Source organism: Gordonia sp. SCSIO 19800 (assembly GCF_018132775.1).
GTDB classification, from domain to species: domain Bacteria; phylum Actinomycetota; class Actinomycetes; order Mycobacteriales; family Mycobacteriaceae; genus Gordonia; species Gordonia hongkongensis.
The window spans coordinates 1-20,394 of the sequence record NZ_JAGRQM010000035.1; the positions used below are offsets into that span (position 1 = coordinate 1).

Below are 20,394 nucleotides of genomic sequence, written 5' to 3' on the forward strand. Positions count from 1 at the left end.
CACGCGCCGGTGACCAGCACGAACTCTTCGACCCCCACGACGGCCGCCAGGCCGCAGATACTGAGGTGCGAGGAGCGATAGCGACGAGCCACGAAGGGCCTGGTAAGGCACCTTGCGAGCCCCTTCGTGGCTCGCTTCGCTCGCACCTCAGGGAGCACAAGTAGGCTCGCTTCGCTCGTACCTCAGGGAGCAAGAAAAGCGCGTCCCCCACCCCGCTCCCTGAGGAGCGCCCGGAGCTTGCGGAGGGCGCGACCAATCCCCGCTCCCTGAGGAGCGCCCGGAGCTTGCGGAGGGCGCGTCACGAAGGGTCACGCCGGCCGCTCGTTGCGCGCCGCCCGTTCGACGATGGTGGCGATGCGTTTGGTCTTGGTCTCCGGCCGCTTCGCCAGGGCGAGCTGCGACAGCCCGAACTTGCGCGCGCTCGGCGGGAACGCGTCCCAGTTGGCCCGGGCGACCGGGTCGGCGTCGAGGGCGGCGGCGAGTTCGGGAGATTCGATGAGCGCCTCGGCGTCGTCGAACAGCGTCCACAGCCCGCGGGCCTGAGCGTCGTCGATGACGGCCTGCCCGGCGGGCTGAATGCGGCCGGCGGCTGCGAGGTCGGCGACGCGCGCCTTGTTCGACGCCGACCATCCGCTGTTGCGACCGCGCCGGGTGAACCACATGCCGCGGCGGTCGGTGTCGATCACACGGGTGTGACCGTCGATCCACCCCCAGCACAGCGCTTCGCGCACGCACTCGTCGTAGTCGAGCGGTTCCCGGCCCGAACCCTTGCGCCAGAACACAAGCCACACCCCCGGCGAGGTCTCGTGGTTGTCGCGCAACCACTCTCGCCAGGCCTCGACGGTGTCGAGGCTGAGCTTCGGCGCGTCCGGGTCGGCCATGTGTTCACCCTAATGACCTCGGCCTTCTCTCGGTACAGTTGAGCCGTGAACGAGATCGTCGACTTCGCCGAGAGCTACTGGTGGCTGATCTTCCCGGTCGGCGCGGTCGTCGGCGGGTGGGCCGGTTCGATCGGCAAGTACAACGAGAAGCGACGCAAGGACAAGATCGAGCTCGCCCGGATCAAGGCGAACGCCCAGACCGAACAGCTGAAGCTCACGTCGACCTCGGCCGACCAGTTGCGCCGGGTCCGTAAGCAGCACGACGCGCTCAACGAGAAGTGGTTCGCCTACGAACTCGATCTCGCAACACTGATCGAGTTCCCGCTGATGACCGACATGCGCGAACCGTTGACGCTCGCCTTCCACCGGGCCCGGGTCCGCGCGGATGATCTACGGCCCGAATCGGATTCCGCCGCCGTCGGCACGGCCGAGACCTCCATGTCGCCAGCCGACTTCGCCGAGTACCGCGATGCGGTCGGCGACTACGCCGCCGCCTTCGACGCCGCCGAGCGAGAGGCGCGGCGTCGCAAGCAGACCGGGTTCTCCCTCATCGAACGCGAGGCGCTCGATCGGGCGCGCAAACTCATCAACGTCGCCGCCGACACCGGCGCCACGCCGGCCGAGAGGCAGGCCGCCTACAAGAAGGTCCGTGCCGAGCTCGACGGCATCATCGACGTTCCCCGGGTGGCGGCCGCACATCTCGAACAGCAGATCGCCGGCGCGCTGGAGCGCGGCTCGGACTGAACGTTCCGGGTCGATCAGAGGTCCGGGATCGGAAGATCCAGGTTGGGCGCGATGATTCCGCCGTCGACCTCGAGGATCTTGCCGGTGACGTACGCACCGGCGGGCGACGCCAGGTAGAGCGCCGCCGCGGCGATGTCCTCCGGATCACCGAGGCGGTGCAACGGCGTGGAGGTCTCGACCTCGGTGCGCATCCCTTCGTCGCCGGCGACGATCTCCAACGCCGAGGTCAGGATGGCACCCGGCGCGATGCCGTTGACCCTGATCTTCGGGTTCAGATCCATCGCCGCGATGCGGGTGTAGTGCGCGAGAGCGGCTTTCGCGGTGCCGTAGGCGGCATAGGCGCGTCCGGGCACGCGGCCGACAGCGGAGGTGATGTTGATGATCGACCCCTGGCCCGTGGTCGCGAGGATCTGCTTGGCGCCGGCGACGACCAGCGCGTGCGCGTTGCCGACGTTGAAGTCGAAGGCGTCCCGGAGGTGTTTGGGACTGGTGTCGAACAGCGGCCGCGGCATGGCACCGCCGACGTTGTTGACCACGGTGTCGAGGCGGCCGAACTCGTCGACGGCGGTCTGGGCGAGTGCCGCCGCGGCGTCGGGATCGGCGAGGTCGACGGCGACGGCGTGCGCCCGTCGGCCGGCCGCACGGATCCGGTCGGCGACCTGCGCGAGGTCGGACTCACTGCGGGCCGCGATCACCACGTCGCCGCCAGCCTCGGCGAAGGCGACCGCGATCGCCGCCCCGAGTCCCCGGCTCGCGCCGGTCACGATGGCCACCTGGTCGTCTATCCGGAATCTGTCGAGAATCACCCGTCGACCATGCCACGGCGAGGAACAAAACGAGAACGTGTTCTAGAAATCGGCCGAAACCGGCAGGTCACCCGGGCTCAGTAGTCGCGGTTCGTGGTCACCACGGACAGGAGTTCCTCATCCGCGACGAATCGGCGCAGGTTTTCGGCGACCCACGGCGCGAGCTCGCGCGTCAGCCCCGATGCCGGGTTGGCGACGTGCGGGGTGATGATCACGTTCGGAAGCGACCAGAGCGGATGGTCGTCGGCGGGCGGTTCCGGATCGGTCACGTCGAGCGCCGCCCCCGCGATCTGCCCGTCGACCAGCGCGCGGTGCAGCGCCTCCTCGTCGACGAGGGGCCCGCGCGCGACGTTCACCACCCACGCGTGTGCGGGTAGTGCGGCGAGGCTCTCGGCGTTGATCATGTGCCGCGTCTCCGGCGTCGACGGCGCGGCCAGCACGACGTGGTCGAACGTCCCCCACAGCTGATCCAACTCAGTCGACCGCCGGACCTCGTGCGCGCCGGGCACCTCGCGCCCGGACCGGTTCACCGCGACGACGCGAGCGCCACATGCCCGAAGACGCGGAGCGAGGGAGGCGCCGATCCCGCCGGCTCCGACGATGGCGACCGTGGAACCGTGCAGCGACCGGACCGCGGTGTCGATCCGCTCCTTGTCCCAGTGGCGCAGGACGGCGGTGTTGATCTGCCGGAGCCCGGCGAGGAGCAGAGCCAGTGCGTGTTCGGCGACGTTCTCGGCATAGAAGCCGGACGCATTGGTCCAGATCCGACGGTCGTCGAGTACGTCGGCGGCGACGAAATCCTCGATCCCCGCGGTCTTGAGGGCCACCCATTCGACGGCGTCCGGCAGTTCCGGGAACTCCCCGGGCGGCCCGATCCACACCAGCACCCGGGCGTCGTCGAGACCGACGATCCGGCCGCCCGCACCTTCGATCGCGGCGACCAGATGCTCGTCGCGGACGGGTTCGACGGCCACCGCCACCGGCGTCATCGGGCCACCGATCGAGCCGCGGTGGTCGCGAGTTCGTCGGCGATCTCGTTGAAGTGATCGCCGGCATGCCCCTTGACCCAGCGCCACTCCACCTGATGTCGCTTCTCCTCCTCGACCAGACGACGCCAGAGATCCGCGTTCTTGACCGGCTTGCGATCCTTGGTCTTCCAGCCGTTCGCCTGCCAACCGTTGACCCACTTCATGATGCCGTTGCGCACGTAGGTCGAATCGGTGTAGATGATGACGGTCGACGGCCTGGTCAGTGCCGCCAGGCCTTCGATGGCGGCCGTGAGCTCCATCTTGTTGTTCGTCGTATCCGGCTCCGACCCGGAGATCCGCTTCTCGGTGCCCTTGTATCGAAGCACCGCGCCCCAGCCACCCGGGCCCGGGTTGCCCAGGCAGGCACCGTCGGTCGAGATCTCGACGACGGCCGAGCCGGCCGCCGGATCTGCGGAGGAGCCGTCGGTTGCCTGTTTCGCGGAAGCTGTCACGCAGGGAAGCCTACGGCAGCCGCGACCCCCGATCGCAGGCTCACGGCTAGGGTGGAGTCATGGTTGTGTGGGACCCGACACGCTATCTGCAGTTCGCCGACGTCCGTGCGCGTCCGTTTCTCGACCTCATCGCACAGATCCCGACCAACCCGCTGTCGGTGATCGACCTGGGTTGCGGACCGGGTCATCTCACCAAGCACCTTCGGGCACGCTGGCCGTCGGCGGAGATCCTGGGCATCGACGATTCGGCGGAGATGGTCGATCGCGCGATCCGCGACAACACCGATCCGCATGCCAACTACGACGCCGCCGACGTCTCGCAGTGGATGCCTCACCGGCCGGTCGACCTGATGATCTCCAACGCGATGTTTCAGTGGGTACCCGACCACCTCGACGTCATCGACCGACTGCTCGGCCACCTCACCGACGGAGGCGCGTTCGCGCTGCAGGTGCCCAACAACACGGACTCCCCCACCCACTCTGTCCTCGCCGATCTCGCCGCGACCGAGCCGTATCTGGGAGCTTTCGGCGACCTGCGGGCACTGCCCCGACTCGACGCCGAGATGTACCTCGAGTTCTTCGCCGACCGCGGTTACCACGCCGACGCCTGGGAAACGACCTACTTCCACGTGCTCGACGGCCAGGACCCGGTGTTCGACTGGATGTCCGGCACCGGCGCCCGCCCGTACATGCAGGCGCTGTCCGACGAACTCCGGGGACAATTCGTCGCCGATCTCAAGCAACGCCTCGCCGAGGCCTATCCCCGACGCGAATGGGGCACGGTCCTGCCCTTCCGCCGTACGTTCGCGGTGGCCACCCGCCGCTGATCCGCTGGGCGCCGCGATTCAGATCCCAGAGAAGCAACTCCCCCACTGCTCCCTTCAGTGTCAGGCTTGTGGAGCCGGAGGATGGCTCGCAAGCTCGCTCCTCCCGGGTCACGCACCGGCTTCGGTTCGGCATCGACGCTTCTCCCAGCTGACACTTCTGCAACACTGACACCACCTGTCATCTCCCAGGGGGTACATCCATGCCTCGACGCAGCCGGATTCGTCTGCGCCCGGTCCGCCGCGTGCTCGCAGCCGTCGCGATCGCCGCCCTCACGGGCGGCCTGCTCGCCGCTTTGTCCGCACCCGCCGAAGCCGCGGTCTGCAACGCCACCGGCATCACCGGGGGCGATGTCGGCAGCACCGGCAGTTCGGGGTCCAGCGAGCTCGGCTGGGGCAGTCTCGACTTCGGCAGCTATCGGGCGGGTGGGAAGAAGCCGCAGGGCCCGCTCCCGAAGCTCACCGGCGCCAGCAAGGCCATCTCCTGGGTGACCGGTCCCCGAAGTCCCGCCCGCACCGACACCCATTTCGGCATCACCGCGACCGACGTCGGCGTGCCGTGGGACAACGGCTCCGGTCAGATCCTGATGGCCTTCGGTGACACCTGGGGCAGATGCGCGGGACAGATGGCCTGGAAGCACAACACGATGCTGCGCAGCGACGCGACTTCCGACCTCGCCAAGGGAATCCGATTCCCGAACGCCGTACCCGGATCGGTCCGGTCGGGCGCCTCGGTGACACCGGCCCACCCGACGTGGGCGCAACCCATGTTCAACGCGATCGGGGTGCGCAACATCGAGGTCGGGCGGATTCCCACCGGCGGGATCTCGATCAACGGCACGCAGTTCGTCAGTTTCATGTCGATCCACCGGTGGCTTGGCCCGGGCCGCTGGAGCACCAACTATTCGGGAATTGCCGTGTCGCACAACAACGGTCAGACCTGGACCGTCGACAACAACACCCTTCGCTGGAATGCCGACCTGACGATCCCGGGCGTCCCCCAGGTGACGCGTGGCCACAACCGGTTCCAGATGGGCGCCTTCCTCCGGAGTGGCGAGTACATCTATCAGTACGGCACTCCGAACGGGCGTTTCGGCTCTGCTCACGTGGCCCGTTTCCGCCCCGCCGACATCCTGGACCTCGACCGGTACCAGTACTTTCGCGGCGGCACGGGCTGGTCGTCGAATCCGGCTGAGGCCACGCCGATCGTCGCCGGCCCGGTCAGCGAGATGTCCGTGGCGTACAACGCATTCCTCGGCCGGTTCATCATGCTGACCGAGCGGTCGGGGACGATCGTGATGCGCACGTCGCCGTCACCCGTGGGTCCGTGGAGCGGCGAGCGGGTGCTCGTCTCGCACAAGCAGTCCAGCGGTCTGTACACGCCCTACATCCACCCTCGATCGTCGGGCAAGGACCTCTACTTCGCCGTCTCCCGGTGGGACGACTATAACGTGATGCTGATTCGGACCGACCTGTCGAAGGTACGTTCGTGAGCCGGCGCATCGTGCTGATCCGCGCGGTGAACGTCGGCGGCGCGAAACTACCCATGGCCGAATTACGTAATATGGCAGCCGATCTCGGGGCAACGGAAATCTCTACCTACATCGCGTCGGGGAACTTGATCTGTTCGCCGCCCGCCGACCCCGAGCGGTTCGACCGCGCGCTCGAGACCGCGCTGCAGGATCGCTACGGCTGGTTCCGGGAGGTCATCAGCCGGTCGCCCGAACAGGTCCGGGCCGCGCTCGAGGCGCATCCGTTCGACGTCGTCGACGACAAATACTCCTACGTCTACTTCCTGACCGGCGAACCGGTGCGCGACAAGGTGGCCGCGTTCGAACGCAAGGACTTCGGCGACGATGTGGTCCGCGTCCTCGGGTCCGACCTGCACATCCGCTACGCCGACGGGGCCGGACGATCGACTCTGACCGCACCGGTCATCGCGCGCGGCCTGGGTGTACAGGGCACCGGCCGCAACCTGCGGACCGTGCGTACACTGCTGGAACTCGCCGGCCCCTGAGTGTCGCTCGGTGGCCGGGCTCCCGGCACGGGCGTAGCGTCGGAGAAGTCTTCAGGACGAACCAAGCGAACCGCGAACGAGACATTCGCGTCGAGAGGAGTCCGCACATGAGTCAACCGGTCCCGCCGCCCCCACCTCCGCCCGAGCCCGTGCCGGCGCCCGAGCCCATCCCGGAGCCGCCACCGGAGCCGCCGATTCCCGTTCCCACCCCACCGCCGGCTCCCGACCCACAGCCAGCTCCCCCGCAGCCGGACCCGCCGCCACGGCCGACGGTGATCTGATCGTCAGCCGCGCGACAGCACTCGGGCGACGCGGTCCAGGTCGGCGAGCTGTTCCTCGCGGGGGGCCTCCCACAGCTTCTTCGGCAGCTTCTCGAGGTCCTTGATCCCGGCTTCGGCTCGGTCGAGGGTTTCGGTCGCCTCCTCGCCACCGAGGTCCACCGATGCGATGAGCCGGTCGTCGAGTTCGAAGACCGCGTCGTCGAGGCGGTTGCGTGCCGCGACGAGTTCGTCGTCGTGCGGGATCGCCGGGTTGGCATGCACGTCGGCGATCGCGTATCGAATGCGCCGATGCAGCAGTGCTTCCCGGGTGTTGTCGGTGGCCCAGCTCTCCGGCGCCCGACCCGGTCGGCCGGGAATCAGGTCGGTGGATCGGGCGAAGGTGCGCACCCGTTTGTCCGAGTCGTACGCGAACCAGGCGGCGCCGCCGAGGATGAACAGGGCAACCACCACGGTGGCCACGATGATGATGACCGCGATCATGTGGTCAGCCTACTCAGGACGACTGCACTCCCTTGGGCGCCTTTCCCGACATGAAACCGAACAGGTATCCGGCGACGCGTCGCATCTGGATCTCGTCGGCACCTTCGGTGATCCGGTAGCGCCGATGGTGCCGGTAGATGTGCTCGAACGGCTCGTGCCGCGAGTATCCGCGTCCGCCGAACACCTGCATCGCCTGGTCGGCGGCATCGCAGCACAACCGGTTCGCCTGGTAGTTGCACATGGAGACCTCGGCCGACGCGGCAAACGGCCCGTAGGCGTCCATCTTCCAGGCGGTTTCGCGGATCAGCGCCCGGATCATCGCGCACCGGGTGTGCAGTTCGACGAGCGGGAACTGGATCGCCTGGTTCGTCGACAGCTTCTTGCCGAACGGCGCGCGCTCGTTGGCGTAGGCCACCGCACGGTCGACGCAGTACTGGGCGGCACCGAGACTGGACGCCGCCTGCCGGATGCGGTTCTCGTTGAATAAATGCTGCACGACCTGCAGGCCGGCTCCCTCCGCCCCGAACACCGCGGAGTTCGGCACCCGGACGTCCCGCAGCGTGATGTGCGCGTGGTCGGTGGGCATGTTGAACGTCCAGAGATATTCCTCCACGGCGAACCCGGGATCCTGCGGGTCGACGAGGAATGCCGTGATCCCGCGGGCCTCGCCCGGTTCGCCGCTGGTGCGCGCGAAGATGATGTCGCGGTGGGCGGCGTGGATACCGGTGTTCCACGTCTTCTCGCCGTTGATGATCCAGTCGTCGCCGTCGCGGACGGCGGTCGTCTCCATCCACGTGGCGTCGGAGCCGTGGTCGGGTTCGGTGATCCCGAAGGCGAAGAACTTCGTACCCGCGGCCAGGCCCTCCACCCATTCCTCCCGCTGCTCGGGGGTGCCGTACTCGAGCATGAGGAGCAGCCCGATGTTGTTGCCGACGATGGCGTGCTCGTTCTGCAGATCGCAGTGCAGCCCCAGACCTTTCGACGCCAGGTGCTCGCGGATGATCGCCATCGCCAGGTTCGATCCGTCCCGACCACCGAACTCGGACGGGAAGGGGTAGCGAAAGTGGCCGGCCGCATCCGCGCGTCGTCTCGCCTCTCCCAGAAGAGCTTCCCACTCCTTGTTCGGCAAACCGCCACGCTCCCAGTCTGTTCGGGAGTCCTCGCGCCGATGGTCGAAGAAGCGGATGTTGTCGTCGGTCTGCTCGAGGGGAATGATCTCCGCCTCGATGAAGGCATCGAGTTCGGCAAGATAGTCGGTCAGCGACTCGGGCAGTGCGAAGTCCACGATGAACCCCTCTCGGTTGGGATCGGATGTCCGGCGGTCACGGGTGAGGGACCGCGAAGTACTTGGGGTTGGCGACCAGGAGTCGCGCCCGTACGTCGGCGACAACGGCGTCACGGACCTTCGGGTCGGTGCCGTCGAGTTCGCCGGAACGCAGGGCCTCGCACAGCGCGTGCTGATCAGCGACGCCGAGCGCGCTCAGCCGTTGCGCGCTCGCTTCGGCGTCCCGTGCGCCGGTGAGCATCTGTCGACGCACGACGTCGACGACATTGCCGGCCACTCTCGTATGGAAACGCACCTGCGGCGACACGTCTGCCTGTACCGCGTCGGAACGCAGGAATTCGGTGAGCGCCTCGAGTAGTTCGACTGCAGTCGGCGAACCGTAGAGATCGTTGTCCGGTTCCTCGGCCGGTGCCTCGGCCAGCGGATCGGGTACCGGTCCCGGCGACACGAGACCCAGGTCGAGCAGTGCGTCGAATTCCTGCTCGGCACTTCGGCGTCCGATCGCGGCCAGTTCGACGGATCGTTCGACGCCATCGAGGTGCCGGGCGGCCTGCACCGCGCAGATCAGTCCCCACTTGACGGTGGCGTAGAGCTCCCACCAGCGCAGGGCTTGTTCGGTGGGACGCCAGCCCGCCTCGCGCGCATAGGCGTCGAGGAGCGAGGTCCGGTCACCCATCCCGGCCACGGGCGTCGACCCTCCGAAACGCCACGCCTTGGCACATAGCCAACCGAGGTCCTCGACGGGATCGCCGAGGTGCACCAGTTCCCAATCCAGAACCGCCGCAACTCCTTCGGCGTCGACGAGCAGATTGCCCAGCCGGAAGTCGCCGTGCACGAGCGTGTGCCGTGGTGACGGTTCGGGCCGGTTGTCCGTGAGCCACTGGGTGGCCAGCACCAGGCCGGCCGGCATCGCATCGAACTCGCGTGGGAACAGGTCCCGCAAACCGTCAACCGGATCGCCGAGATCACCGAGACCGGGCGTCTGTGCGACGTCTATCCGGTGGATACGTGCGAGGATCTCGCCGCACTGATCGACGAATCCGGCGCGCGCACCCTCGTAGGCATCGTCTCGCAGAATTCGCCGCGGGATGGATTCTCCGTCGATGAAATTCACTGCCAGATAGGGGAATCCCAGCGCGTTGTCGTCCTCGTCGAATCCGGCGTCGAGGATCTCCGGCACCGGCACCCCGGCGTCGGCGGCGGCACGCAGGACCTGCGCCTCGGCCCGCAGTCCGCCGTCGTCGGTTGCAGCGGGAACCGCGCGGATGATGATCGGCTCGACCTGCCCGGTTCCGTCGACGAGGGTGGCCGCGTACGTCGCCCTGCTCGCGCCCGCCGGCAGGAGTCTCGCGCCCTCGACCGAGAGCGTGCCGCCACGCTTGTCGCCGAGCCGGGACGCGATCTTCGCGGCGACACCGTCCGCTTCCGGTACTCCCACGCCCGATCCGTCCCTTCGCACCGTCGCCCGGCGGATGTAACCGCCACCACAGCGAAGCTAGCACGGGATCTGAATCCGGCCTCAGAAATCCGGGCCCGGAGTCTCAGGACTGCGGTGCCTGGAACTCCGGTTGGTCGATGATCCGCACCCACGATCCGTCGGCCTGCCGCGCCACCACCTGCGCGCGGGCGCCTGCACCATCACGGGGTGGAGTCGACGTGAGTGCGAGATCGTCCCCGAACACCAGGGTCGGCAACGGCGGTTCCGGCGCGAAGGTCGGCCGGTGCGCCAAGACCGATGCCCAGAGATCCCGGATCGCGGCCCGTCCGCGCGCGACCTCACCGCGCCGGCCCCGGGGCCGCACCGTCGATCTCGCCTCGCTACGCGACCGATCGCTCATCTGCCTGCCCCGCGGCGCGGGTATCCGAAGCGTGTTCGACGCGGCGGCCTCGGTCGCCGGAGGAGCCATCCGACCCGCGATCGAGGCCTCGTCGCCGGACGCCATCATCGAGTTGGTCTGCAGCGGAATGGGAGTCGGCATTCTCAGCGAGTCGATCGCCGCGGCCGACGACCGCGTGGTCGCGGTGCCGATCCGGGATGTCGATGCCACCGCACAGCTGGGATTGCTCTGGAGGTCGAGAACCTCCGCTGCCGCAGCACGGTTCGTCGAGATTGCCCGAGACGCGTTCGCGGTTGGTGACTGATGAACTCGAACTCGACTGATGGACTTCGATCGAAGTCCATCAGTCGAGTTGACGTTCGTCGGTCGGGTGAATCGGCCCGGGATCGGCGGGAGCCGAGGCCTCCAGCGACGGGGCGACCACGCTCGTGGGATCGGTGGGCTTGCCCGCGATGAGGTCGCCGATGCTCAGACCCCAACGGCCCCAACGGTCGTCGAAGCTCTTCGCGCGGGCCCGCGCTTTCTCCGTCTTCGCCGGTGCGTACCGCCGGCGCGCCCACGCCGAGTGTGGCCGGGCCAGCCGGATGGCACCGGCCCAGGCGAACACCGGGATGAAGACGCCGACGATGGCGGTGGAGAACTTGCCCTTGAGCACGCACAGGATCGCGCAGGCGACATTGATCGGCACGGTGGCCACCAGCGCGACGGGACCGATCTCCACGTCCGCGTCGTCGAGCGGGTTGAACCCGAGGACCGCCATGCCCAGCGCGGCGACTGTCAGCGCCACCACCTGAACCGAGAGTTGGCCCTCCGGTGACCAATACACGTCCTGAAGGCGCAGGATCAGTGCGAACTCGTCGAGCACCAGTGAGGCGCCGACACCGATCAGCACCGCACTGATCTCCGCACCGGGCGACGCCCCGTTGACAGCCACCGAGAGGAAGGCGCCGACGATCGTCAGGATCAGACCGGGCACCATGTGGTGCACGTGCACGCCGTCTGAGACGTTGTTGCGGAAGGGGCCCTTGCCCGCCCGGATGAGTCGGGTGATCACCCGCGTGACGATGAACGTGATGACGAACGACGCGAACAGCAGGAACAGCGGCAGTCGCTGGTGCGTGAGCTCGTCGAGGAAGTTCACCGGGTCACCGTCGGCGTCAGCCGGGGACGATACCGGTGCGGCGCTGCTCGATGATCAGGCAGCGGTCCTCGACGTACAGCAGACCCGCATCCTCGGCGATCGCCCGCGCCTCCGCCGAGATGATCCCGAGCTGCAGCCAGAGCGCGGTCGCGCCGGCGGCGACGGCCGCCCGGGCGACGTCGGCGCACTCGGGTCCCGGGCGGAACACGTCGACGAGGCCGACCTGTTCCGGGATGTCGGCCAGGGTGCGGTACACCTTCTCCCCGACGATCTCGTCGGCCGCGGGATTCACCGGGATGATCCGCCAGCCACGGTTCTTCATGTACGCCGGCACCTCGTTGGCGGCCTTCGACGGATTGGCGCTGGCACCGACCACGGTGATCGCGTTGTAGGTGGACAGGATCTGCTCGACGACATCGTCGGTGTTGCTCGGGGCGGTCATCCCACGAGTGTAGGTGGGTGCGGGCGAGTCATCGGAGAACTCCGTGCACGACGATCGCGCTCATCTGATCGGCCCACCCGGCCTCGAAGTCGCGATTGTCGAGCAGCAGCGCATGCAGCATCGCCGCGCCGCCGACGACCTCGATGAGCCGATCCGGATCGACATCGGGATGCACCTCGCCGCGATCGACCGCGATCACCAACCGGTCGCGCAATGCGCCGAACACCTCCGCGAACCCGGCGTGCACACGCGCCGCCAGCTCGGGTTCGGCAGCCATGTCCGAGATGAGACCGGGCAACGCCGCGCGGGTCACGGGACTGGCGAACAGGTCACGCGCCGCCGCGACCATGATGCGGATATCGGCGGCGACCTCACCGCTGGACGGTGGCAGCCGCATCATCCGGGAGAACGCGACGTCATGCACCAGCTCTGCCTTACCCGTCCAGCGACGGTAGAGCGCGGTCTTCGTGGTGCCCGCGCGTTCGGCGATCGCGGCCATGGTGAGCTTGCGGTATCCGACATCGACGAGCAGTTCGGCGGCGGCGTCGAGCACCGCGGAGTCGATCCGCAGGTCGCGCGGTCGGCCCGAGACCGACTCCCCCGTCCCAGCACTCATCACTCGCCGACTTCCCTTCGAAAATTTTCGCCAAGTCGCTGCGGGCCGCCCGACCGTTCTGCTGTCATAACGCTACTCACCGTAGCGAATCTCTCGCTGCCGAACACAGGGGGTGCCATGGCCACCGAGCCCGCCGTCGAGCAGGTCGACCATCTGCAACGTTCGAGCCGGGACAACACCTCTGTCCCGGACACGCTCGCGCGCTGGCTCACCGAGCAGGACGACACTCCCGACGACACCCCCGCCGTCACGGTCGCGGCGGGCGGCGACAGCAACGGCATGTCGTCGGAGACGATCCCCGTCTCGGTGTCGTGGCCCGGCGAGCCCACCCGGCACTGGGTGATGCGGATGGCGCCGTCGACCACCGACGTCCCCGTGTTCCGTTCCTACCGAATGGATCACCAGTACGAGACGATGCGTCTGATCGCCCGGCTCAGCGACGTCCCGGTCCCGGCAGTGCACCACCTCGAGCCGACCGGCTCGCTGCTGGGAGCCCCGTTCTTTCTCATGGACCGGTGCGAGGGCGAAGTCCCACCCGATGTCATGCCGTACACGTTCGGCGACAACTGGTTCGGGGACGCCGCCGAGTACGATCGCCGGCGGGCCCAGGAGTCCGCGGTCGGCGTGATCGCCGCCCTGCACTCGATCCCCGACGCGGCCCGGCAGTTCGACTTCCTCTCCGACGACCTACCCGCCGGTGACACTCCCCTCGCTCGTCTGCTCGCCTGGTTGCGGGACTGGTACGACTTCTCGGTCGAGGGGATCGGGCGCTCACCTCTCGTCGAGCGGGCGCTCGCCTGGCTCGCCGACAACTTCCCCGACGGTGCCGCGAACGCCGAACCGGTGCTGTCCTGGGGAGATTCGCGCATCGGGAACATGATGTTCGTCGACTTCACCCCGACGGCAGTACTCGACTGGGAGATGGCGCGCACCGGCCCCCGCGAACTGGACATCGCCTGGGTGATCTTCGCACACCGGGTCTTCCAAGAGCTCGCGACGATGGCCGGCCTTCCCGGATTGCCGGACCTGCTCCGCGAGAACGACGTCCGCGACACCTACCGCGAGCTCACCGGAGACGAGTTGGGCGACCTGCGCTGGTTCTACGTCCATGCCGCGGTCCAGTGGTGCTGTGTCTTCATGCGGACCGGCGCCCGCCGCGTGCACTTCGGCGAACTCGAACGTCCCGACGACGTCGACGGCACCCTGTTCTACCACCGACCACTACTCGAACGACTCCTCGAGGAGGACTGACCACATGAGCCGACGCGGCCTGGGGCCGATGGACGAGTATCCCATTCACCAACTGCCACAGCCGATCGCCTGGCCGGGCAACAGCGATCGCAACTTCTACGACCGCGCGTACCTCAACGCCCACGACCGCAGCGGCACCATCTTCCTCATCACCGGCATCGGTTACTACCCCAACCTGGGTGTGAAGGACGCGTTCGTGCTGATCCGGCGGCGGAACCCGGACGGCACCGACACCCAGACCGCGGTGCACCTCAGCGACGCGATCGACGACAACCGGCTCGAGCAGCGCGTCGGCAACTATCGGCTGAGCATCGAGAACCCGCTGCGCGCGCTGCACCTGACGCTGGACGAGACCGAGGGCATCGCCCTGGATCTCCACTGGGAGGGCCTGTTCGACGCACTGCTCGAACAGCCGCACGTGATGCGCCAGGGCGCGAAGGTCACCCTCGACGCGCAGCGGTTCGCGCAGGTCGGCAGCTGGCGGGGATCGATCACCGTCGACGGTGAGGACATCGTCGTCGAGCCGTCGACCTGGATCGGCACCCGCGACCGTTCGTGGGGAATCCGGCCGGTCGGCGAGCCCGAGCCGGCGGGGCGACCGGCGGATCCACCGTTCGAGGGCATGTGGTGGCTGTACGTCCCGATGGCCTTCGACGACTTCCAGCTCGTCCTCATCATCCAGGAGGACCCCGACGGTTACCGCACACTCAACGACTGCTCGCGCGTGTGGAAAGACGGCCGCGTCGAACAACTGGGCTGGCCGAACGTCTCGGTCCATTACGCACCGGGCACCCGGGTGCCCACCGGGGCAACGATTTCCACGACCGGTGCGGGGGGTTCATCCGTGACGCTGGAGGTGGAGTCACTGCTGCCCGTGCCCATCCACGTGGGCGGCGGTTACGGCGGTGACCCCGACTGGACCCACGGCGTCTGGCGCGGAACGGACTTCACCGAACGACGCACCTACGACATGACGAGTGCCGGGATCGTCGGCCGTATGCCGTTCGGCGTGATCGATCATGTCGGACGCGCCGAATGCCGGGAGTCCGACGGCACCACCCGCACCGGCTGGGGACTCTTCGAGCACGGGGCGCTCGGCCGGCACGATCCGTCCGGGTTCGCCGACTGGCTCAGTGTCGCACCGGAGTGAGGAGCGACTAGTTCGACGCGCGTAGCCGATACCCCATGCCGCGCACCGTCTCCAATCGGTGAGAACCGATCTTGTTCCGCAGGGCGCGCACGTAGACGTCGACCACATTCGATGCCGGGTCGAAGTCGTAACCCCAGACGTGGCCGAGGATCTGTTCGCGCGACAGCACCTGATCGGGGTGACGCAGGAACACCTCCAGTAGTGCGAACTCGCGCGCGGTGAGGTCGAACGTCTCCGCACCCACTCGGGCGCGCCTGGACTTCAGATCCAACCGAAGATCCCCGGCGGACAACAGGTTCTCCGACGCGACGGCCGAGTCGTCGACGAGTCGTAGCCGGATGCGGGCGAGCAGTTCGGCGAATTGGAAGGGCTTGGTCATGTAGTCGTTGGCACCGCCCTCGAGGCCGTTGACCGTGTCGCTCACGCTGTCCCGGGCGGTGAGAACGACGACCGGCGTCGAGATCCCCTCGCCGCGCATCGAATACAGCACGTCGAAACCGTCCATTGCCGGAAGTCCGATGTCGAGGACCACCATGTCGAAAGCACCGCTGCGCACGGCTTCGAGCGCGGACAAGCCGTCGGACACGTGCTCGGTGCTGTAACCCGCCGCCCGCAATCCGTTGCCGATGAACGACGCGATCCGCGCATCGTCCTCGGCGATCAGAACCCGGCTCATCGCCGCTCTCCTTCTCCTGATACCGACGACGCTGTATCGACGTAGGTGGTCATGTCGGGGGCCGGGACATCGATGCCGAACGTTGCACCGTGGCCGGGAACACTGCGTACCCAAGCGATTCCGTGGTGGGCGTCGGCGATGGCCCGCACGATCGCGAGGCCCAGGCCGGCCCCGGACGAGTGTTGCGGCGACGACGCCGACCGCCCGCGCTGAAAGCGCTCGAAGATCCGCGCCGCGTCCTGCTGCTCGACGCCCGGGCCGTCGTCGGTGATCCAGATGGACAGATGCCGCTGCTCTCCGACGCCGGCGAAGCGTGAACCCAGCTGGATGACGGATCCCTCGCGGGTGTGCCGGACCGCATTGGACGCGTACTGCAGCATCGCCTGGGTGATCCGCTCGTGATCGACGGTGCACGGCCCCTCGGCGACCTCCATGAGCAACCACTGCCGATCACCGAGCGGTTGCACCTTGGACTCGATGTCGAGCATCAACTGCGCCGCGTCGGTCGGCCTGGCCACCACGAAGTCGGGTTGCTCGGACTTCGCCAGCATGAGCAGATCGGCGACGATGCGTCCCATCCGTACCAGCTCGCTGTCCACGAGATCGAGGGTCTTACGCCGTTCTGCCGGATCGTCGGGCAACAACTCGAGATGACCGCGCACCACCGTGATCGGCGTCCGTAGCTCGTGCCCGGCGTCGTCGACGAACTGCCGCTGCGTCGTGTACGCGTCCTCGATCCGGTCCAGCATCGCGTTGAAGGTCTGGGCCAGCGCGGCCACGTCATCACGGCCGATGACCGGCACGCGCGCGGTGAGGTCGTTCTCGCTGATCTCCGCGGCGACCATCCGCACGCTCCGGACCGGAGCCAGGATCCGTCCCGCGACGAGATAGGCCACACCGGTGGTGACGATCATCCCGCCCAACCCGACCATCGCGAGGACTCGCATCGTGCGGTCCACCAGTTCCCGCCCCGGGTCGGTGTAGATGCCCACGATGAACGTCCCCGGTTGCGCCGCCTCGGACGCCGGATCGGCCGACCCACCACCGGCCGGCTCCAGATCGACCTTGCCCCAACGAATTTCTCCATGAGCGGTCATCAGCACCCCGGCCGCCCCGCTCTGGGCGCGCAGTTCGTCGAGCACACGGCGTCCTTCGCCCGGCTCCGGCCAGGCATTACCCGGCAGTTCGAGGATCTCGGTGTCGCCGACGACGCCGGCCATGACCTCCCCCTCGCCGGCCGATTGCCGCGACAGGAACACCTCGAGCAACCGTGACACCGAGGTGAACGGTTCGGTGGTCGTCGGGTCGACCCCCTCGGCCGCGAACGTCCGGAACTCACTGGCCTCCTGCGCGACGTAGTTGTTCACGCGGGTGTCCACGTCGCGGAGCAGCAGGTTGCGCGTCACCACGAACACCACCACCAGCAGCAGGAACGTGGTGAGCATGATCCAGGCCGTGATACGCCAACGCGCCGAGAGCGCGGGGCGCTGACGCACACCCGCACTCTCGGCTGGATTCGACCCGCTCGCTCCGCTCCCGGCGCCGGCTGGTCTCGCTGTCGCGTCGTCAGTCGTCCTGGCCGTCATCGATGTCGTCGTCCTGGTCGTCCCAGTCGTCGTTGTCGTCCCGACCGTTGTCGTCCCGACCGTTGTCGTCCCAGTCGTCGTCGCAGTCGTCGTCACGATGGGCCGCGCGCGGGTCACACCAGTCGTCGTCATCGGAGTTCAGGTTCGGCGGGACGGCCCGCTGCACCGGAGCCCCGGCCGGGATCTGGGGAACCGGCGCCGGGGCAGGCGGGGTCTGGGCCTGAGGCGTCGGAATCTGGGGTGTCTGCGACGACACATCCACGGACACGGCGTCGGAGGTCAGGCTGGGCTCGGGCGAACGGATGAGGAAGAAGCTGGCGGTCACGACGGCAACCGCGAGCGCACCGAGGGCGATGGTGGCGAGTACTCGTGAGAAGTTCATGTCAACGACTCTGGCGGACGCCGGTGAGCCGTCCATGAGTCGAAGATGAAGGTTTTTTCATCTACGAACTGCGTGCACCGACGTCAAGAACTCGTCGATGCGGGGCCACGTCTGCTCGACCGCAGCGGACCCGGCGATCAATCCCAGATGGCTGGTCTCCACCGTGGTGAACTCGACGCGCGGCGCCCCGGAGAGCAGCCCCACCCCGTGGTGGGCGGCGGCCCAGCTGACGATCGCGTCGCGGTGACTGCCGAACAGCGCGACCGGTACCGCGACCTCGGCGAGGTCGACGACCCGTCCGCCGAAGTCGAGCACCCCGTCGGCGAGTTCCCCGCGCATGATGAAGTTCTCCCACATCTGCTCGGACACCTTGCCTGGATAGCCGGGCATCGTCTCCTGGAAACGGTCGATGGCCTTCATCCGGGTCAGCGCGTCGGTGTCGTCGGCGTTGCGCAGGATGTAGCCCGGCTTCTTGAGTTCGCGCTGCCAGGCCGTGCCCCGATAGGCGAGGCGGACCAGCGGCGCGGGGATCCCGCCGAGCGCTCGCAGCGCCATCGTCACCGGCGCGGTGCCGACCGGTTTCATCAGCGTCTTGACCAGTGGATACGGCGGGACCTTGGAGTAATCGAGAGGCGTCCCGACCGCGACGACCGACGCCACCGGCAGGTCCGGGTTCGCGGCAGCGGTCAAGAGGCTGATCGTCCCGCCGATACTCCACGCGAGCAGATCGACCCCCGCGGAATCCCGCGACGTTCCGGGGGTCGGGTCATCGGCGCTGCCGTAGAAGTCTGCGACGGTCGCGGCGACGGCCCCGGGGACGATGTCGTCGAAGAAGTCGGCGAACCCGAGGTGTCGGTCGGCGCGGGTCATGTCGCCGAAGTCGAGAACGTACGGAACCCGGCCGGTCGACAGGAGGAACTGCACCACCGACAGCCCGTCGGCGAGGTCGTAGCACGATGTGGACACCGCGAGCGGCGGGATCAGCAGCACCGGTCGCCGTCCCGTGCCGACGGTTGCGATCACCTCGTCGTCGGTGCCGTACCGCCGCAGCGTGCGGTGCGGTCCGTCGGCGATCACCGTGTGCGGCGTCTCGTGGGACTCGCCGATCTGTCCACCACGTGCCAGATGGACCAGCGTCGCGACGCCGTCGAAACCACCCACCACTACCTCCCAGTCTTCGTCCGGGGACATTCAACACACCCCGTCCAGGTCGTACCCGGGCGGGGTGCGACCGTTTGGTGCACGACACCCGCGGGTACCGGATCCGACGAGGCGCCGATGACATAGTCGGCGCGTACAAGGAGGTACACGGCCATGGCCGAAGAACTGAACGGCACCACCATCGCTTTCCTGGTCGCCCAGGAGGGCGCCGAGCAGGTCGAACTCACCGAACCGTGGAAGTCGGTCGAGGCGTGCGGCGGCAAGCCCGTCCTGGTGTCCACCGACTCCGGCACGGTGCAGGCGTTCAACCACCTCGACAAGGCCGACACCTTCCCGGTCGACACCACTCTCGAGGACGCCCGCGTGATGGATTTCGACGCGCTGGTCCTGCCGGGCGGTGTCGCGAACCCGGATTTCCTGCGTACCTCGGAGCGCGCCGTCCGCTTCGTGCGGAGCTTCTTCGATGCCGGCAAGCCGGTCGCGGCCATCTGCCACGCGCCCTGGACCCTGATCGAGGCGGACGTTGTTCGCGGACGCACGCTCACGTCGTTCCCGAGTGTGCGCACCGACATCATCAACGCCGGCGGCACCTGGGTCGACGAGGAGGTCGTGACATGCCGCGACGGGGACAACGTGCTGATCACCAGCCGGAAGCCCGACGACCTCGCCGCCTTCAACGCCGCGATCGTCGCCGAGTTCGCGCGCACGAACGTCGCGAGCTGACCGCCCCGTCGGGGACGTCAGACGACGGACAACGGTGCAGATTCCCTGCCGGTCAGGGTGAGCAACGCCTGCTCGCCCTGACCGGTGAGCAGTGCGGTGGCGGCCGCCGTCGACAGCGCTGACGCCAGCACCTCGGCCGGCAGCGGGAGATCGGAACCGATCGCCCGCGAGATGTCGAGACCGTGCACCGCGAGTTCGAAGGTCCGGGTGGGCAGGTAATCGGACAGCATGATGCCGCCGAACGGCGTCGTCAGGGGCCGATCCCCCGTTCCCGCAAGGGCGTCGACGGCCTGTGCGCGCCGCTCCCGGACCCCGGCGCGCGGATCGTTCCCCAGGGACAGCCCGGCGTCCACTCCTCGCTGTCGGACCGACGCGGGGTCTCCGTAACCGCGGATCGATGCGAAATAGGCCGCGGTCGAGGTCAATTCGACATCACCACCGGGCTCGGCCAGATAGGTGACGACCGTCGTCAGCGATCTGCTCGCGTGTCCGACGAGCGATCGCAACGACCATTCGCCGAGACCCGGTCCGTCCCAGCGATCGTCGGCGATCAGGTTCACCAAGTGCGTCAGATGTTCGGCACCGGCCGTGAAATCGTCGATCGCACGTGTCAGTGTTCCCTCTGCCATC

At 68.0% G+C, this 20,394-nt stretch carries 23 protein-coding genes and 1 pseudogene; 8 read left to right on the forward strand and 16 right to left on the reverse strand.

Annotation, left to right across the window (positions count from 1 at the left end; translation table 11 throughout):
• Positions 1-308: 308 nt before the first annotated feature.
• Complete coding sequence (locus tag KB201_RS23415; protein WP_211540705.1) at positions 309-881, reverse strand: YdeI family protein; 573 nt, start codon at positions 879-881, stop codon at positions 309-311.
• A 45-nt stretch (positions 882-926) separates the two neighbouring features.
• Here KB201_RS23415 and KB201_RS23420 point away from each other — a divergent pair, with 45 nt between their 5' ends.
• The gene (locus KB201_RS23420; protein WP_211540707.1) at positions 927-1,625 is read left to right on the forward strand and encodes a hypothetical protein; all 699 of its coding nucleotides are present in this window, start codon (positions 927-929) and stop codon (positions 1,623-1,625) included.
• A gap of 14 nt (positions 1,626-1,639) precedes the next feature.
• Here KB201_RS23420 and KB201_RS23425 read toward each other — a convergent pair whose 3' ends face one another.
• The 3 genes from KB201_RS23425 to rnhA all read right to left on the reverse strand — a co-directional run bounded on the left by KB201_RS23425 (position 1,640) and on the right by rnhA (position 3,911).
• Positions 1,640-2,431: an SDR family oxidoreductase gene (locus tag KB201_RS23425; RefSeq protein WP_058252777.1), complete on the reverse strand. Its 792-nt coding sequence runs from the start codon at positions 2,429-2,431 to the stop codon at positions 1,640-1,642.
• Between the two features lie 77 nt (positions 2,432-2,508).
• Positions 2,509-3,420 carry a D-isomer specific 2-hydroxyacid dehydrogenase family protein gene (locus KB201_RS23430; RefSeq protein ID WP_211540710.1) on the reverse strand — a complete coding sequence of 304 codons (912 nt, stop codon included), beginning with the start codon at positions 3,418-3,420 and terminating at the stop codon, positions 2,509-2,511.
• Positions 3,417-3,911: a ribonuclease HI gene (rnhA, locus tag KB201_RS23435; RefSeq protein WP_068971454.1), complete on the reverse strand. Its 495-nt coding sequence runs from the start codon at positions 3,909-3,911 to the stop codon at positions 3,417-3,419. The genes KB201_RS23430 and rnhA overlap by 4 nt, the downstream gene beginning before the upstream one ends.
• A 59-nt stretch (positions 3,912-3,970) precedes the next feature.
• Between rnhA and KB201_RS23440 the strand changes: the two genes are divergently transcribed.
• The 3 genes from KB201_RS23440 to KB201_RS23450 all read left to right on the forward strand — a co-directional run bounded on the left by KB201_RS23440 (position 3,971) and on the right by KB201_RS23450 (position 6,752).
• On the forward strand, positions 3,971-4,738 hold the full coding sequence (locus tag KB201_RS23440; protein ID WP_211540712.1) for a methyltransferase domain-containing protein: 768 nt from the start codon (positions 3,971-3,973) through the stop codon (positions 4,736-4,738).
• A gap of 200 nt (positions 4,739-4,938) precedes the next feature.
• Positions 4,939-6,228 (forward strand): DUF4185 domain-containing protein, encoded by a 1,290-nt coding sequence (locus KB201_RS23445; RefSeq protein ID WP_211540713.1) that lies wholly within the window; start codon positions 4,939-4,941, stop codon positions 6,226-6,228.
• The gene (locus tag KB201_RS23450) at positions 6,225-6,752 is read left to right on the forward strand and encodes a DUF1697 domain-containing protein (protein WP_211540715.1); all 528 of its coding nucleotides are present in this window, start codon (positions 6,225-6,227) and stop codon (positions 6,750-6,752) included. The genes KB201_RS23445 and KB201_RS23450 overlap by 4 nt, the downstream gene beginning before the upstream one ends.
• 284 nt (positions 6,753-7,036) lie before the next feature.
• On the opposite strand, the gene KB201_RS23455 is transcribed toward KB201_RS23450, so the two are convergent.
• The 4 genes and pseudogenes from KB201_RS23455 to KB201_RS23470 all read right to left on the reverse strand — a co-directional run.
• Positions 7,037-7,513, reverse strand: a complete 477-nt coding sequence (locus KB201_RS23455) for a hypothetical protein (RefSeq protein WP_065629435.1) — start codon at positions 7,511-7,513, stop codon at positions 7,037-7,039.
• 13 nt (positions 7,514-7,526) lie between these two features.
• On the reverse strand, positions 7,527-8,798 hold the full coding sequence (locus tag KB201_RS23460) for an acyl-CoA dehydrogenase family protein (protein WP_211540717.1): 1,272 nt from the start codon (positions 8,796-8,798) through the stop codon (positions 7,527-7,529).
• A 37-nt stretch (positions 8,799-8,835) separates the two neighbouring features.
• On the reverse strand, positions 8,836-10,236 hold the full coding sequence (locus tag KB201_RS23465) for a phosphotransferase family protein (RefSeq protein WP_211540719.1): 1,401 nt from the start codon (positions 10,234-10,236) through the stop codon (positions 8,836-8,838).
• A gap of 103 nt (positions 10,237-10,339) precedes the next feature.
• A pseudogene (locus tag KB201_RS23470) lies at positions 10,340-10,579 on the reverse strand (DUF4440 domain-containing protein); the annotation flags it as partial.
• 61 nt (positions 10,580-10,640) lie between these two features.
• On the opposite strand from KB201_RS23470, the gene KB201_RS23475 reads away from it, so the two are divergent.
• Positions 10,641-10,940, forward strand: a complete 300-nt coding sequence (locus tag KB201_RS23475; protein ID WP_249146418.1) for a LysR family transcriptional regulator substrate-binding protein — start codon at positions 10,641-10,643, stop codon at positions 10,938-10,940.
• Positions 10,941-10,979: 39 nt separating this feature from the next.
• On the opposite strand, the gene KB201_RS23480 is transcribed toward KB201_RS23475, so the two are convergent.
• Genes KB201_RS23480 through KB201_RS23490 form a run of 3 tightly spaced genes read right to left on the reverse strand, consistent with a single transcriptional unit; the run spans position 10,980 to position 12,835 of the window.
• Positions 10,980-11,777 (reverse strand): hypothetical protein, encoded by a 798-nt coding sequence (locus KB201_RS23480; RefSeq protein ID WP_259936611.1) that lies wholly within the window; start codon positions 11,775-11,777, stop codon positions 10,980-10,982.
• Between the two features lie 16 nt (positions 11,778-11,793).
• On the reverse strand, positions 11,794-12,219 hold the full coding sequence (locus KB201_RS23485) for a CoA-binding protein (RefSeq protein ID WP_211540721.1): 426 nt from the start codon (positions 12,217-12,219) through the stop codon (positions 11,794-11,796).
• 28 nt (positions 12,220-12,247) lie between these two features.
• Positions 12,248-12,835 carry a TetR/AcrR family transcriptional regulator gene (locus KB201_RS23490; protein ID WP_211540723.1) on the reverse strand — a complete coding sequence of 196 codons (588 nt, stop codon included), beginning with the start codon at positions 12,833-12,835 and terminating at the stop codon, positions 12,248-12,250.
• A 117-nt stretch (positions 12,836-12,952) separates the two neighbouring features.
• Here KB201_RS23490 and KB201_RS23495 point away from each other — a divergent pair, with 117 nt between their 5' ends.
• Positions 12,953-14,086 carry a phosphotransferase family protein gene (locus KB201_RS23495; RefSeq protein ID WP_211540725.1) on the forward strand — a complete coding sequence of 378 codons (1,134 nt, stop codon included), beginning with the start codon at positions 12,953-12,955 and terminating at the stop codon, positions 14,084-14,086.
• Between the two features lie 4 nt (positions 14,087-14,090).
• Positions 14,091-15,236, forward strand: coding sequence for a hypothetical protein (locus tag KB201_RS23500; RefSeq protein ID WP_211540727.1), 1,146 nt, complete (start codon positions 14,091-14,093; stop codon positions 15,234-15,236).
• Between the two features lie 7 nt (positions 15,237-15,243).
• Here KB201_RS23500 and KB201_RS23505 read toward each other — a convergent pair whose 3' ends face one another.
• From KB201_RS23505 to KB201_RS23520, 4 genes are all read right to left on the reverse strand, one after another.
• Positions 15,244-15,912 (reverse strand): response regulator transcription factor, encoded by a 669-nt coding sequence (locus KB201_RS23505; protein WP_078112586.1) that lies wholly within the window; start codon positions 15,910-15,912, stop codon positions 15,244-15,246.
• Positions 15,909-17,357 carry an ATP-binding protein gene (locus KB201_RS23510; protein WP_078112628.1) on the reverse strand — a complete coding sequence of 483 codons (1,449 nt, stop codon included), beginning with the start codon at positions 17,355-17,357 and terminating at the stop codon, positions 15,909-15,911. The genes KB201_RS23505 and KB201_RS23510 overlap by 4 nt, the downstream gene beginning before the upstream one ends.
• Positions 17,358-17,478: 121 nt before the next feature.
• The gene (locus tag KB201_RS23515) at positions 17,479-17,880 is read right to left on the reverse strand and encodes a hypothetical protein (RefSeq protein ID WP_249146405.1); all 402 of its coding nucleotides are present in this window, start codon (positions 17,878-17,880) and stop codon (positions 17,479-17,481) included.
• Positions 17,881-17,937: 57 nt separating this feature from the next.
• Complete coding sequence (locus KB201_RS23520) at positions 17,938-19,041, reverse strand: alpha/beta hydrolase (RefSeq protein ID WP_211540751.1); 1,104 nt, start codon at positions 19,039-19,041, stop codon at positions 17,938-17,940.
• Positions 19,042-19,194: 153 nt separating this feature from the next.
• Between KB201_RS23520 and KB201_RS23525 the strand changes: the two genes are divergently transcribed.
• A complete protein-coding gene (locus tag KB201_RS23525) occupies positions 19,195-19,764 on the forward strand; it encodes a type 1 glutamine amidotransferase domain-containing protein (protein ID WP_211540731.1) in 570 nt (189 codons plus the stop codon).
• A 17-nt stretch (positions 19,765-19,781) separates the two neighbouring features.
• Here KB201_RS23525 and KB201_RS23530 read toward each other — a convergent pair whose 3' ends face one another.
• Complete coding sequence (locus KB201_RS23530; RefSeq protein ID WP_211540733.1) at positions 19,782-20,393, reverse strand: maleylpyruvate isomerase family mycothiol-dependent enzyme; 612 nt, start codon at positions 20,391-20,393, stop codon at positions 19,782-19,784.
• Position 20,394 lies beyond the last annotated feature (1 nt).